Genomic DNA, 12,923 nt, shown 5'->3' with positions numbered 1-12,923 from the left:
CGGCGGCGGCGCTGGTGCGCGGCTGCGGCAGGTAGGTGGCTGCTGGAGGCCGCCTGGGGCCGCCCCTCCCGAAGGAGGGGCGGGATCGTCGTGGGGGCCAGCAGGGCGCTTGCGCGGCCTGCCGAGGCTGCCTAGCGGCGGCCTTCCTCCGTGCTGGCGCCGACGAAGGCGATGCGCAGCATGTTGGTGGCGCCCGGCGTGCGCAGCGGCACGCCGGCGGTGATGATGATCCGGTCGCCGGGCTTCGCGAATTCCTCGCGATTGGCGATGAAGGACGCACGGTTCACCATGTCGTCGAGATTGTAGGCGTCGTCGCTGACCACGCAGTGCAGGCCCCAGACGACCGAAAGGCGCCGGGCCGTCGAGACGATCGGCGACAGGGCGATGATCGGCGTCTGCGGCCGTTCGCGCGCCGCGCGAAGGCCGGTCGAGCCGGATGCCGTGTAGCAGCAGATCGCCGCGAGGTTCAGCGTCTCGGCAATCTGCCGGGCCGCCGCCGAGATCGCATCGGCGCCGGTTGCTTCCGGCTCGGTGCGCTGGGCGTGCATGATGTTCTTGTGGTTCGAATCGAGCTCCACCTGGGTGGCGATCCGGTCCATCGTCGCGACCGCCTCGATCGGGAACGCGCCGGCGGCGGATTCGGCCGACAGCATGATCGCGTCCGCGCCCTCGTAGACGGCGGTGGCGACGTCCGACACCTCGGCGCGGGTCGGAACCGGCGCCGTGATCATCGATTCGAGCATCTGCGTCGCCACGACCACCGGCTTGCCGGCGCGGCGGCAGGCGCGGGTGATCTGCTTCTGGATGCCCGGAACCTGCTCGAGCGGCATCTCGACGCCGAGATCGCCGCGGGCGACCATGAGCGCGTCGGAGATCTCGATGATCTCCGCGAGGCGCTGCACGGCCTGCGGCTTCTCGATCTTCGACATGATGCCGGCGCGGCCGGCGGCGATCTTGCGCACTTCGGCGACGTCATCCGGACGCTGCACGAAGGAGAGCGCGATCCAGTCGACATTGGCCTGGAGCGCCGCGTCGAGATCGGCGCGGTCCTTCTCGGTCAGCGCGCCGGTCTTGATCGTCGAATCGGGAACGCTGACGCCCTTGCGGTCCGAAAGCTTGACGCCGACTTCCACGGTGGTCAGCGCGCTCTTGCCGTCGGCCGAGATGACGCGGAGGCGAACCTTGCCGTCGTCGATCAGCAGGCGATGGCCGGGCTCGAGGACCTCGAGGATTTCCGGATGCGGCAGGAAGACGCGGCCGGTGGTGCCGGGCGTCGGATCGCTGTCGAGCACGAAATTCTGCCCGACGGTGATCTCGACCGACTTGTCGGCGAACGTGCCGAGGCGAAGCTTGGGACCCTGTAGATCGGCAAGGATGCCGATCGGACGGCCGACATCGGCTTCCACGGTGCGAATGATGCGGACCAGCTCGTTGAGCTTGTCATGCGCCGTGTGGCTCATATTGATGCGGAAGACGTCGGCGCCGGCCCGGAACAGGGCTTCAATCGTCGCCTTGTCGGAGGATGCTGGGCCCAGGGTCGCGAGAATTTTGACCTTACGCGACCGTCTCATTTTCGATTAGCTCCTTGCTGGGCAGGTTCATTGAGCTGGATCGTCCAGCTGGTTTGTTCGCCGGTGTCGACTTCGAAGAAACCGGACCGATTAAAGCCTCGCGGCACGCAATCTTCCGTGCCCTCGATCGTAAACATTTTGTCTTTGGTGCACATCACGTATTTGCCGCTCCACTCGCCGCCGTGATCGTAGTCGACCGCATAGACGTAATAGTATCGTGACACGAGCGTGCCGCTGACCAACGTCTCGCAGCTATTGACCGGCACGTTCCACCAACCTTCGGTGGTCCAGACTTTCTTGTCCTTGTAGCCGATGGCGATGCCGACGCGGCTGGGCGTCTTGTTGCAGAGGCGAAGGTCTGCGGAGGCGGGCTCCGCGAACAGGAACAGAGAGGCAAAAGCGAGCGCAAGGGCCAATAGGGCCGGCCGCGGCCAATGTCGAAGCAGGGATGATCGCATCGATAGGGTCGCGAACCGGTTGACGTAGGAGGCAGCTTTATGCCGTCGCCGCTTTCCGGCTGTCAACCGTCGCTGCTCTGGTGCAGCAGGGGGCGCGGCCGGCTCGTTGCGCGGGCGGGCCGCAGGTTTCATTCCGATGAATCGCATGAGCCTGATGTTCAAAACAAACGCGGCGGCATGATGGCTGAAACTCCCGGATCAACCGGGCCGTCGCGGGCGTGCGACGACGATTCCGGCGAGGATCATGGCGCCGCCGACGAGCTGAGCCACCGAGACCGCCTCGCCCAGGAAGAGCCAGCCCGCCACGGCGGCCGCGACGGCCTCCAGGAAGATCACCAGCGCCGAAAAAGCGGCGGGCAGATGGCCGAGTGCGAAGGCGAGCAGTCCCTGGCCGCCGGCATGGCTGATGAAGGCGAGGCCGGCGAGCGAAGCGGCGCTCTCGACCGTCTGCGGCAGCAGGCGCGGCTCGGTCGCGAGCGTGATGGCGAGCAGCACGACGGCGGTGATCACCGTCGACAGGAAGGTGATCTTGCCGGCGGACGACCGGCGGCGCGCCACGCGGACGGCGAGGAAATAGCCGCCGAAGAAGAACGACGTCGCGATGCCGAAGAGATCGCCGTCGAGATGGTCCGGCCGCACGCTCCAGCTCATGCCGATCAGGAAGGCGGCGCCGAGCAGGCAGAGCGCGAGGCCGGCCTGCACGCCGCGACCGACCTTTTCGCCGATGAAGAGGCCGGATCCGAGCACCACCCAGACCGGCGCCATGGTGGCCAGGAAGGTGGCGTTGGCGACGCTCGTCTTCAAAATGGCGAGATGCCAGAAGATCAGGTCGCCCGCGAACAAAAGCCCCGCGGCGAGGATCGCGCCATCGAGCTTCAGGATCGAGGCGAGCGGCGCGCCCGACCGCCGGGCCTCGAACACGGCCCAGGCGAGCAGCAGCGGCAACGCGCCGCCGACCCGCCAGAAAGCGCTCGCGAACGGGCCGACATCGGTCAGCCGGACGAAGATCGGCGAGATGCCCATCGCCATGGCGCCGAGGATCAGGGCGGGGATGGCGAAGGCGGCGATCGAGGCGGGAGCGGAGGCGGATGGCAGGGTGCGGGACACGGCAATCTCGGAAAAGCGGGCAGAGCACATTCCTATGGCAGCCGGCCGGCGGGGTCACTATCATTCCGCCATGCGCACTCATTCAAATTCCGGCTTCGCCGCCGACGGCGCGGCGGCCGCGTTCGAGATCCTGCCCGGCGACGCGGGCGCCGGCCTGATCCTTCTCTGCGACCATGCCTCCAGCTACGTGCCGGCCGAATACGGCTCGCTCGGCCTGCCAACGTCCGAATTCAAGCGGCACATCGCCTATGATATCGGCGCGGCGGCGCTGACCCGGGCGCTCTCGGCGCGCTTCGGCGTTCCGGCCGTGCTGTCGCATTTCTCGCGCCTGCTGATCGATCCCAATCGCGGACTCGACGACCCGACCCTGATCATGCGGCTATCCGACGGCGCGGTCGTGCCCGGCAATGCCCGCATCGACCGGGCCGAGCGGGAGCGGCGCATCGCCCGCTTCTACAAGCCCTATGACGACGCGGTGAACGGCGCGATCGAGGCGGGGATCGCCAGCGGCCGGCTGCCGATGATCCTGTCGATCCACAGCTTCACCCCGTTCTGGAAGGGGATCCCGCGTCCCTGGCATGCGGGCATCCTGTGGGACGCCGATCCGCGCCTCGCCCGGCCTCTGATCGCCGGGCTCGCCCGCGATCCCGCCATCGTCGTCGGCGACAACGAGCCCTATCATGGCGCCCTGAAGGGCGACACGCTCTACCGCCACGCGACAAGGCGCGGGCTCGCCCACGCGTTGGTCGAGATCCGGCAGGACCTGATCGCCGAGCCGGCCGGCGTCGACGAATGGTCGGAGCGGCTCGCCTCCGTCCTCACCGCGCTCGAGATCGGCACCGCGCCGCATCAGGTCGAGTTCTTCGGTTCCCTGACCGGTCCGCTGGTCGACTAGAAGGTTCAGAGCATGTCCAACACCCCCGAATCCCTCGACGCCGCGACGCAGACCGAGCTCGAGGCGGCCGCCTTCCGGCAACTCGTCGCGCATCTGCGCGGACGCGGCGACGTGCAGAACATCGATCTGATGAATCTCGCCGGTTTCTGCCGCAACTGCCTGGCCAACTGGTATCGCGAGGCGGCGGAGGCGAAGGGCATCGCGCTCTCCAAGGATGAGTCGCGCGAGATCATCTACGGCATGCCCTATTCCGAATGGCAGAACCGCAACCAGACGGAGGCCTCGCCGGACAAGCTGGCGGCCTTCGCGGCCAACCGCCCCGATCATTGACGTCCCGCTACGCCCGGAGCGGGCTTGACCCTCACGCCCAAGTCGGGCACTCACGCTCGCCTGCGCCAATCTATTGAGGTTTCCCAACATGGCTGAAGACGAAGTCCAGGGCATCGCCGCCGCCCAGCTCCGGTCCATTGTCGAGCGCATCGAGCGCCTCGAGGAAGAGAAGAAGGCGATCGCCGACGACATCAAGGACGTCTACGGCGAGGCGAAGGCCAATGGCTACGACACCAAGGCGCTGCGCAAGATCGTGGCTCTGCGCAAGCAGGACGCCAACGAGCGCGAAGAGCAAGAGGCGATCCTCGAGCTCTACAAGAACGCGCTCGGCATGGTCTGAGGACCGGCTGATCCGGGGCTTCGGTCCCGGAGACCTGTCTTCCCGGCGGGATCGTCGGGTTCCGAGCGGCGGACGGCCCGATGATCCCATCGGCGCCGCCGCGCTCGTTTGTCGCCGTCATAGCGGATCCCTGTCGGTCGATCCGCGCGGCCCCTCGCGGGGCCGGAGGCGCTATTTCCCCTTGTTTTCGGACGGCAGGAACTGGCCATAGCTGCGGTCGCGCTCATCGCGGCTCCGCACCAGTTCCTCGTACGCCTGGCGGGCCTCCGCCGACAGCGCCACCTTTTTGACGGGTGCCGACTTCCGGCGGGCGGCCTTCTTGAAATGCTCGGTCGGTTCGCTCATGGCACACCTCCTCTGGGGCTGATGTGCAGCCTATAGCAACCCGAAGGCGGCCCCGACAGCTTTTTGAAGCGTTAGCTTGGCGCGAACCGGCGATCGCCCCGTTCGCAATCGCTCCGTGCAAGCATCAGCTCCGCCGAAAAAAAAAACGCCGCGGGCGGGGCCGCGGCGTTTTGAAATCGAGGATCGGCTGACATCAGCGCTTCAAAAGCGCCGTCCGGCTGATCGGCTCCAGCGAGGCGAATTCCATCGTGCCGAGCCGGTGGACCAGCGGGCCCGCGAAGCGGTCGGTGCGGAGGCCCTCATAGGCGATCCGTCCGAAGCCGAGGCGGATCGAGCGCTCCGGCGCCGTGAACAGTTCCGGCACCGCGAAGGGATGCGGCATCTGCAGGTCGGCATAGGCCTTCTGGCGGGTCGATCCGGAGCGGGTGACGAGCTCGATCGTCGTCGCCTGATAGGCGACCGGCGTCAGCCGGGCCAGCGGATCCGCCGCGACGCGGCCGGGGGAGGTTGCAGGCGAAGCGCCGGCGATGCCGATGTCGCCACCGAGCGAGGCGACGCGGGGCGCCTGGGTCTTCGCTGCCGGGCGGCCGTTGGCCTCGCCGCTCACGATGGCGCCGGTGGCGGCATCGATATGCGTGCCGGACTCATCGACCGTCAGCGGCGCGGCATAGGCCATGATGGCGTCGCTGGCCGGCTTGCCCTGGCCGATCGCGTCGGCGATGGCGTCGGCGGCGGTGCCCGGCTTGCGGGGAAGGGCCGCGGTCTGCGTGGCGCCGGCCGAGCTTTCCTCGATCGCGGCGAGCGTATCGGTGATGCCGGTGCCGTAATTCGGCGTCGGCTGCGGTGCCGGCTGCGGGATCGGCGCGACGCTGGCGAGCGCCATCATCGGCCGCACGACCGGCGAGCGACGCGGCGCCGGCGGCAGGCCGGCCTCGGTGTCGGCCGCCGCGACGACGACGGAAGCGTCGGCGGCCGGCTCTGCGCCGCGCTTCGGCGACGGGCGCGGCAGCGGCGCGGAGGCGGTTGCGAACGGAACCTGCTCGGGCTCTTCCGCGGTGACGGCGGCCACCTGGACGGCGTCGACGACGGCGGGCTTGACCTTGTCGGGCTTCGCGGTCGGGGTCGCTGCCTCGACCGGCGTATCCGGCATATCGTCCTCGTCCGAGGCGTCGGTTCCGGTCAGGCGGGCGAACCAGGACTTGCCCTTCTTGGCAGGCGCGGCGCTCGCCATCATGACGGCGCCACCACCGGCCTTGCGGGCCTTGTAGGAGGCGAGCGCCTGCTCATAACCGGGGAGCGGGCGACCGTCGGACGGAATATGCAGCGTCTTGCCATCCGGGAAGACGCGGACGAGCTGGTCGCGCGTCATCTTCGGCCAGTGGCGGACACTGCCGGTGTCCATGTGAACGAAGGGCGAGCCGGAGGTCGGGTAGAAGCCGACGCCGCCGACCTGCATGCGCAGCCCGATGGCGCGCAGTTTCGCGAGATCGACGTCCGGAAGGAAGAAGTCCATCGCCTTGCCGAGCATGTGCTGGCTCTTCTGGGCGACGCCGCGCGAACGCGAACGGAGCATGCCGTTGGTGGCGGGCGAACGATAGCCGCTGACCACGTGGATCGGCTGCCGCGAGCCGCTCTGCTGGTAGACGGTCCAGATCAGGTCGAAGAGCTGCGGATCCATCTTCGTCGGCTCGTTCCGACGCCAGTCGCGCAGGAAATTGTTGAGCTGCTTCAGCCCGTCCGGATCGAACCGGTTGCCGCGCTTGAAGACGATCGTCGCGGATTCCTTGGTGTGCATGTTGTAAAGCTTCAGCGCGCGGTCACCCGCTGCGGCCTGGGCCTTGTCCATGGGCACCGTTGCAACCACCGAGCCGGTAAACACGGCCGTGGCGAGGAGCAGGCGAAGAGCGGCACCGCAACGCTGCAGCAAGCCCCGGTCTCGCCGATACTGATCGATCTGCTTAATCAATGTGCTTCTGCGTCCTTGCCCGATGTGGGCCCCCGTAAGGGCAGAATGCTTCACGAATGTTAACGAGCATTTACCGTAATCGACCTTTTTGCGCCTCACCGAGGGCATCACCTGCCGATCACGGCAATGTCATCGATCCATCATGCGGAGCAGATCGTGGCATTTGAGGGGCAAAAAGAAAACCGCGCAGGAAATCGAACCCTGCGCGGTTTCGCATCTTCCGGAGCGTCTGTCGACCCGGGCGTCGGATCCCGGGCGTCGCGTCGATCGTTCCGCCCGTCCGAAAACCGGACGAAATGGCGGAATTCGGCCGTTACAGGCCCAGCGCTTTCTCCACCCTGGCGTTGAAGCCATAGATGTCGGGACGGGTCTCGAGCCGGCCGTCATCGTCGACGAAGGCGGTGAAATAAGTCAGATGGATCGGGATCCGATTCGGCAGATTGATCCATTTTTCCTTGCCGCCGACCATCTTCCGGAGCCGCTGCTGCGACCATCCGCCCTGATGAGCAAGCAGCACGTCGGCGAATTCGAGCGGGTCCTGGACGCGGACGCAGCCATGGCTGAGCGCGCGCACGTCGCGCTTGAAGAAGCTCTTCGACGGCGTGTCGTGCAAGTAAACCGAGTGCTCGTTGGGGAACAGGAACTTGACGTTGCCGAGCGCATTGTCGTCGCCCGGCGGCTGACGGATCATGATCTGGCGCGGGTTGACGTTGCTCCAGTCGACCATCTGCGGGTCGATCGGCCGGTACTTGCCGTCGACATTGGCGAGCACCTGGTAGCCCTTGCGCGTCATGTAGCCGGGATCGCGACGGACGGCCGGCAGCATCTCCTTCATCGTGATCGAGGCGGGAACGTTCCAGCTCGGATTGACGACGATCGATTCCATCTCGTCGGAAAAGATCGGGGTCTGGTTGGTGACCTTGCCGACCACCGAGCGCGTGGTGTGGATGACCTTGCCGTTCTCGACCACGCGGACGCTGTATTCCGGCACATTCGCGATGATGTGGAACGCGCCGAGGTCGCGCGGCATCCAGCGCCAGCGCTCCATGTTGGCGACGATCTCGGCGGTGTTCGTCTTGCCGGTGCCGTTGATGTAGGCGACGGTGGCGTTGCCGGCGATGCCGTCGGCCTGCAGGCCCTTGCCGGCCTGGAAGGTCTTCACGGCCTGCGCGAGCGCCTCGTCATAGACCTCGGGGGCCTGGCTCGGCGCCGGCACGTCGAGGCGCGCGCGCAGCAGCGGCACGCGCGGATCCGACAGGCCGACCTTCATCGACTTGCCTTCCGGCACGCGCGGATGGTCCGCTACGGTCTCTGTGGCGAGGGCGGCGGCGAGCGCCTTCTTTAGGCGCAGATAGCCTTCGTGCTGAGGATTGTAGCTGGCGATCGCCACCGCGCCGTCCGGAGCGGAGGAGACCGTGGTCAGGACCTCGATCGGATCGGGCAGCAGCGGCTTCAGCGTGATCAGCTTGCTGATCGACGACGGATCGAGACGGCCGGCATAGGCCTGCCGCGCATAGAGAAGGACTGCCTGGCTCAGCACCAGGTCGACGGAGGCGGCGATCTCGGCGCCGGCCGGAACGTTGGCGCCGATCGCCGAGGCCGGCAGCCGGTAGGCGGCTGGGTCGAGGCCGTCCTCCGCCGCCGCCGCGATCCGCTCCATCACCTTGTGGGCCTGCGGCGTGTAGACGCCGCCGACCATCCAGACGGGCTGGTAGTCGCGCTCGGCATAGAATTCGGTGAGCGCCGCGCGGTCGCGCTTTTCGAGGAAGCTGCCGGTCTTCGGCTGCGCTGCGAGCAGGGTCTTCAGCGCCTGCGCCGCCGGATCGCTGGCGGCGTCGGCCATGGCGAGGCTGGCGGCGCTGCCCGCGCGCTCGCGGAACGTCTTGCCTTCCGGCAGGTAGGCATGAGCGGCGCCGACCGACAGTCCGATCAATGCCACGCTCGCCAGCAATGCCTTCGTCGCCTTCAGGATCATGTCGCTCGAACCCTTCATCGCATCCATACCTTCCGAACCAACGGGTTTGGGGGCCCTTCGGTTCAGGCTTGCGCCTCTAGAAACATCAATTCCGCCCGCCGCGCTGCGATCCCGGTCACTCTGCCGCAACTTTCTCTTCGTCCCCGGCAATGCCGAGTTCCTTGAGTTTGCGATAGAGGGTGGATCGTCCGATTCCGAGTTTCCGGGCTACCGTTGCCATGCGGCCACGGTAGCGTTCGAGCGCCAGCTCGATCATGGCCGCCTCGATCTCGGCAAGCGTCCGTACATCGCCGTCTGGCCCGATCGCGCGGATGTGGCCGACTTCGAGAAAAGCTGGCGCGGGCATCGGTGCGAGCCGGGCTGACGGAGCGGCCGGGGAGGGGGCCACCGGCGCCTCGGCCGGGACGGTCGCGGGCCCGGATCCGGCCGTGAGGCGGGGAAAATCGTTGATCGTCAGCCAGGGGCCATCCGCCAGCGCCACGGCGCGGAAGACGGCGTTTTCGAGCTCGCGGACATTGCCGGGCCAGGCCTGCCGGCCGAGCAGGGCCAGCGCGTCGGCAGAAAATCCTTCGAGCGCCGGTCGGCCTTCTTCGGCGGCGATGCGGAGCGCGAAGTGCTGGGCGAGCGCCACGATGTCCTCGCGCCGCTCGCGCAGCGGCGGCACACGGATCGGCAGCGCATTCAGCCGATAGAAGAGATCCTCGCGGAAGCGGCCCTGCCGGACCTCGGTGATCAGGTCGCGGCTCGAGGTGGCGATCAGGCGGATGTCGATTCGGGCGGCGCGCTTGGCCGAAGCCAGTTCGGCCTCGCCGTCCTGGAGGACGCGCAGCAGTCGCGCCTGGGCATCGGGCGGAAGATTGCCGATCTCGCGCAGCAGCAGCGTGCCGCCCTGCGCGGCCTCGATCCCCGCCAGCCCCTGATCCGCGCGGCAATCGACGGCGACGAAGGGCTTGTTGCGCCGATCGCCGCTGCCATGGATGGCGCGGGCGATCCGGGCCTTGCCGGTGCCGCGTTCGCCTTCGAGCAGGATCGGCAGGGCGGAGGCGGCGGCGCGGCGGGCGAGCGACAGCGCGCGCTGCATGGCGGGGCCGGTGGCAACGAGATCGCCGAGATCGAGCTTTCCCGAGGACGAGCGGCTCACTCCGGCGATCTGGCCTTCCAGCGTGCCGATTCGCAGCGCGTTGCGGACCGAGATCGCCAGCCGCTCCGGGCTCGCCGGCTTCAGCAGGAAATCCGTGGCGCCGGCCTTGATCGCGCTGGCGGCCATGTCGATGCCGCCCGGCGCCGCCTGGACGATCACCTGGATCTTGCTGCCGATTTCGGCGAGCCGCCGCAGTACGCCGATGCCGTCCAGTTCCGGCATGACGAGATCGAGGATCATCAGATCGAAGCGTTTCCCGTCGGCGGCTCGGAGCCGCGTAAGAGCGGCCTCGCCGTCGCCGAACGCCGTCGCGACATGGCCGAGCCCGGCGACCGCTGCTTCGAGCCGCCGCCGTTCGGCGGGATCGTCGTCGACGATGAGGATCTGGGCGGGCATCGGGGAGGGCGCTTTGCAGGGACCGGAGGAGGCGCGGCGGACCCGGCGGGGACGGCGTCGCCGGGGCATGATCGGGTCTGGGCGTTAACGCCCTGTTACCCTTCCGGCAACGCGCGCCGCCATCCCTCGGCAAATCTCGGCGGCGGCGGTCGCGGGTTGATCCGGGCGGGGGGAGACCCCTAAGTAAGAGCACCCATTCTCGTGCGACCGGATCCCCCATGTTCCCAAACACACCGCTTCCGATGAGTTCCACGCTTGCGACCCAGCCCGCCGACGCGGCGGCGCTCGGGCCTCTGCCGGAATGGAATCTCGCCGATCTCTATCCGGGCATGGAATCGCCGCAGCTCCTCGCCGACCTGGCGCGGGCCAACACCGATTCGCTCGCCTTCGAGGCGGCCTACAAGGGCAAGCTCGAGAGCCTCGCCCGCGACGGCGGCCTGGTCGCGGCGATCCGCGCCTATGAGGCGCTCGACGAACTGCTCGGCCGTATCATCTCCTATGCCGGCCTCGTCTATTCCGGCGACACCACCGATCCGGTCGGCGCCAAGTTCTATGGCGACGTGCAGCAGAAGATCACCGACGCCTCGACGCATCTGCTGTTCTTCACGCTGGAGCTGAACCGGGTCGACGATTCGATTCTCGAGGCGGCGATAACAGCCGATGCCGGGCTCGACCACTACCGTCCGTGGATCGAGGACGTCCGCAAGGAGAAGCCCTACCAACTCGAGGATCGGGTCGAGCAGCTCTTCCACGAGAAGTCGGTGACCGGCCGCGGCGCCTGGAACCGGCTGTTCGACGAGACCATGGCCTCGCTCCGCTTTGACGTGAACGGCGAGGAGCTGACGCTCGAGCCGACGCTCAATCTGATGCAGGATCCGGACGAGGCGAAGCGCAAGGCCGCCTCCGAAGCGCTCGCCGCCACCTTCGGCCGGAACATCCGCCTGTTCACGCTGGTCACCAACACGCTCGCCAAGGACAAGGAGATCGCCGACCGCTGGCGCGGCTTCGAGGACGTCGCCGCCTCGCGCCATCTCGCCAACCGGGTCGAGCCGGAAGTCGTCGACGCGCTGGTCGCCGCCGTGCGCGAGGCCTATCCGCGCCTGTCGCACCGCTACTACAAGCTGAAGGCGAAGTGGTTCGGCAAGGACGCGCTCGACCATTGGGACCGCAACGCGCCGCTGCCGAAGGTGCCGAGCCGCACCATCCCCTGGACCGAGGCGCGCGACACGGTGCTCTCGGCCTATGGCGATTTCGCCCCCGAGATGGCTGAGATCGCCGGCGACTTCTTCGACAAGAACTGGATCGACGCGCCGGTCCGCCCTGGCAAGTCGCCGGGCGCCTTCGCCCATCCGACCGTGCCGTCGGTGCACCCCTATGTCCTGCTCAACTACCAGGGCAAGACGCGGGACGTGATGACGCTGGCGCATGAGCTCGGTCATGGCGTGCACCAGGTGCTGGCCGGCCCGCAGGGCGCGCTGATGGCGCCTACGCCGCTGACGCTCGCCGAGACGGCCAGCGTGTTCGGCGAGATGCTGACCTTCCGGGCGCTGCTCGACGCGCAGACGGATCCGGTCCAGCGCAAGGCGATGCTCGCCTCCAAGGTCGAGGACATGATCAACACGGTCGTGCGCCAGATCGCCTTCTATTCGTTCGAGCGCAAGGTCCACATCGCCCGCCGCGAGGGCGAGCTGACGGCCGACCAGCTCAACGCGATCTGGCTCGAGGTGCAGGCCGAGAGCCTCGGCCCGGCGATCCGCCTCGGCCCCGGCTACGAGACCTTCTGGACCTACATCCCGCACTTCATCCATTCGCCGTTCTATGTCTACGCCTATGCCTTCGGCGACTGCCTGGTGAACTCGCTCTACGCCGTTTACCGGCAGTCGGAGAGCGGCTTCCAGGAGAAGTATTTTGCCCTTCTGAAGGCCGGCGGCACCAAGCACCACTCCGAGCTGCTGGCGCCCTTCGGCCTCGACGCCACCGACCCCTCCTTCTGGCAGAAGGGCCTCTCGGTGCTCGAAGGCTTCATCAGCGAGCTGGAGGCGATGGAGGCGTAGGCCTCTATCTTCGCTCTGATACCGAGCCCGGTGCTGTCCTGATCGGATGGCGCCGGGCTTTTTCGTGCTTGGAATCTCGGCTGGCTCCCCGTCATCCCCGCGAAGGCGGGGATCCATGCAGCCGGGTTCTCGGGCTCTGGGGTACTCCTGTCGCAGGACCTTCTGGATGAAATCCCCAAGGCTCCGGCTGAATGGATCCCGGATCTCCGCTGCGCTGCGTCCGGGATGACGGCGAGCGTGGGGCGCGCAGCTCGAGGAATGTAGCACGTCGCGCCATGTCCGGCGCGCTGCGCGCCGCATGGCCTTTCGGCAGTGGTTGTGGCCGTGCGATGCAGATTGTTGTAC

General features: G+C 67.6%; 11 protein-coding genes. 4 read left to right on the top strand and 7 right to left on the bottom strand.

Features of this window, described 5'->3' with window-relative positions; genetic code table 11:
- Window positions 1-131: 131 nt before the first annotated feature.
- The 3 genes from pyk to AC6HZP_RS20705 form a co-directional block, all read right to left on the bottom strand.
- Window positions 132-1,571, bottom strand: coding sequence for a pyruvate kinase (gene pyk / locus AC6HZP_RS20715; protein ID WP_497524365.1), 1,440 nt, complete (start codon window positions 1,569-1,571; stop codon window positions 132-134).
- On the bottom strand, window positions 1,568-2,161 hold the full coding sequence (locus AC6HZP_RS20710; protein WP_201400814.1) for a DUF1036 domain-containing protein: 594 nt from the start codon (window positions 2,159-2,161) through the stop codon (window positions 1,568-1,570). Before AC6HZP_RS20710 ends, pyk begins: the two co-directional genes overlap by 4 nt.
- A gap of 66 nt (window positions 2,162-2,227) precedes the next feature.
- On the bottom strand, window positions 2,228-3,136 hold the full coding sequence (locus AC6HZP_RS20705; protein WP_497524364.1) for a DMT family transporter: 909 nt from the start codon (window positions 3,134-3,136) through the stop codon (window positions 2,228-2,230).
- Between the two features lie 70 nt (window positions 3,137-3,206).
- On the opposite strand from AC6HZP_RS20705, the gene AC6HZP_RS20700 reads away from it, so the two are divergent.
- From AC6HZP_RS20700 to AC6HZP_RS20690, 3 genes are all read left to right on the top strand, one after another.
- Complete coding sequence (locus AC6HZP_RS20700; RefSeq protein WP_497524363.1) at window positions 3,207-4,031, top strand: N-formylglutamate amidohydrolase; 825 nt, start codon at window positions 3,207-3,209, stop codon at window positions 4,029-4,031.
- Window positions 4,032-4,043: 12 nt separating this feature from the next.
- Window positions 4,044-4,361, top strand: a complete 318-nt coding sequence (locus AC6HZP_RS20695) for a DUF1244 domain-containing protein (protein ID WP_497524362.1) — start codon at window positions 4,044-4,046, stop codon at window positions 4,359-4,361.
- Window positions 4,362-4,449: 88 nt separating this feature from the next.
- The gene (locus tag AC6HZP_RS20690; protein WP_201400810.1) at window positions 4,450-4,701 is read left to right on the top strand and encodes a DUF2312 domain-containing protein; all 252 of its coding nucleotides are present in this window, start codon (window positions 4,450-4,452) and stop codon (window positions 4,699-4,701) included.
- 171 nt (window positions 4,702-4,872) lie between these two features.
- Here the strand turns inward: AC6HZP_RS20690 and AC6HZP_RS20685 are convergent, their stop codons facing one another.
- From AC6HZP_RS20685 to AC6HZP_RS20670, 4 genes are all read right to left on the bottom strand, one after another.
- Entirely contained in the window at window positions 4,873-5,046 is a 174-nt protein-coding gene (locus AC6HZP_RS20685; RefSeq protein ID WP_201400809.1) for a hypothetical protein, read from the bottom strand.
- A 193-nt stretch (window positions 5,047-5,239) separates the two neighbouring features.
- The gene (gene mepK, locus AC6HZP_RS20680; RefSeq protein ID WP_497524361.1) at window positions 5,240-6,973 is read right to left on the bottom strand and encodes a peptidoglycan L,D-endopeptidase MepK; all 1,734 of its coding nucleotides are present in this window, start codon (window positions 6,971-6,973) and stop codon (window positions 5,240-5,242) included.
- 352 nt (window positions 6,974-7,325) lie between these two features.
- Window positions 7,326-9,005, bottom strand: a complete 1,680-nt coding sequence (locus AC6HZP_RS20675; protein WP_201400807.1) for a L,D-transpeptidase family protein — start codon at window positions 9,003-9,005, stop codon at window positions 7,326-7,328.
- Between the two features lie 97 nt (window positions 9,006-9,102).
- Window positions 9,103-10,524 (bottom strand): sigma-54-dependent transcriptional regulator, encoded by a 1,422-nt coding sequence (locus AC6HZP_RS20670; RefSeq protein WP_497524360.1) that lies wholly within the window; start codon window positions 10,522-10,524, stop codon window positions 9,103-9,105.
- 242 nt (window positions 10,525-10,766) lie between these two features.
- On the opposite strand from AC6HZP_RS20670, the gene AC6HZP_RS20665 reads away from it, so the two are divergent.
- Window positions 10,767-12,578 carry a M3 family oligoendopeptidase gene (locus AC6HZP_RS20665; RefSeq protein ID WP_201400805.1) on the top strand — a complete coding sequence of 604 codons (1,812 nt, stop codon included), beginning with the start codon at window positions 10,767-10,769 and terminating at the stop codon, window positions 12,576-12,578.
- Window positions 12,579-12,923 lie beyond the last annotated feature (345 nt).

The organism is Kaistia sp. SLG-1 (assembly GCF_059699055.1).
Note: the sequence above shows the minus strand (reverse complement) of the source record. Positions and strands in the feature narration are given on the sequence as shown.